General features: G+C 42.3%; 1 protein-coding gene. It reads left to right on the forward strand.

All coding sequences use genetic code 11. The annotated features are described in order from the left end of the window. Positions 1 to 1,343 (forward strand): HYR domain-containing protein (locus IWX83_RS17075; RefSeq protein WP_196831355.1); only part of this gene is annotated, 1,343 nt, incomplete at both ends.

Genomic DNA, 1,343 nt, shown 5'->3' on the forward strand with positions numbered 1-1,343 from the left:
AATGCTGGAAATACGGCTACTTGTACACAAATCGTAACTGTAGTTGATAATATCAATCCAACCATTACTTGTGCAGCTCCGGTAACCGTAAATGTAGATGCCGCTTCTTGTACAACGGATAAAGCTAATGTAACTCTTGGATTACCTACAACTGCTGACAACTGTGGCGTGAAATCGGTAACTAACGATGTCCCTAGTGTATTCCCTATCGGAAACACAACCGTAACTTGGACCGTAACGGACAATGCTGGAAATATTGCTACTTGTACTCAAATTGTAACGGTGGTCGATTCTATTCTGCCAACTATTACTTGTGCAGCTCCGGTAACCGTAAATGTAGATGCTGCTTCTTGTACAACGGATAAAGCTAATGTTACTCTTGGATTACCTACAACTGCTGACAACTGTGGCGTGAAATCGGTAACTAACGATGCCCCTAGTGTTTTCCCTATCGGAAATACAACCGTAACTTGGACCGTAACTGACAATGCTGGAAATATTGCTACTTGTACTCAAATTGTAACGGTGGTCGATTCTATTCTACCAACCATTACTTGTGCAGCTCCGGTAACCGTAAATGTAGATGCCGCATCTTGTACAACGGATAAAACTAATGTTACTCTGGGTCTGCCAACTACGGCTGATAATTGTGGTGTGAAATCCGTAACTAATGATGCCCCTAGTGTATTCCCTATCGGAAACACAACGGTAACTTGGACCGTAACGGACAATGCTGGAAATATTGCTACTTGTACTCAAATCGTAACGGTGGTCGATTCTATTCTGCCAACCATTACTTGTGCTGCTCCGGTAACAGTGAATGTGGATGCCGCTTCTTGTACAACGGATAAAACTAATGTTACTCTTGGATTACCTACAACTGCTGATAATTGTGGCGTGAAATCCGTAACTAATGATGCGCCTAGTGTATTCCCTATCGGAAATACAACGGTAACTTGGACTGTAACGGACAATGCTGGAAATATTGCTACTTGTACTCAAATTGTAACGGTGGTCGATTCTATTCTGCCAACCATTACTTGTGCAGCTCCGGTAACCATAAATGTAGATGCCGCTTCTTGTACAACGGATAAAGCTAATGTAACTCTTGGATTACCTACAACTGCTGACAACTGTGGTGTGAAATCCGTAACTAACGATGCCCCTAGTATATTCCCTATCGGAAACACAACGGTAACTTGGACCGTAACGGACATTGCTGGAAATATTGCTACTTGTACTCAAATTGTAACTGTAGTTGACAATATCAATCCAACCATTACTTGTGCTGCTCCGGTAACAGTGAATGTGGATGCCGCTTCTTGTACAACGGATAAAACTAA

The sequence above is a fragment of the Flavobacterium sp. CG_9.1 genome (genome assembly GCF_015751645.1).
GTDB lineage: Bacteria > Bacteroidota > Bacteroidia > Flavobacteriales > Flavobacteriaceae > Flavobacterium > Flavobacterium xanthum.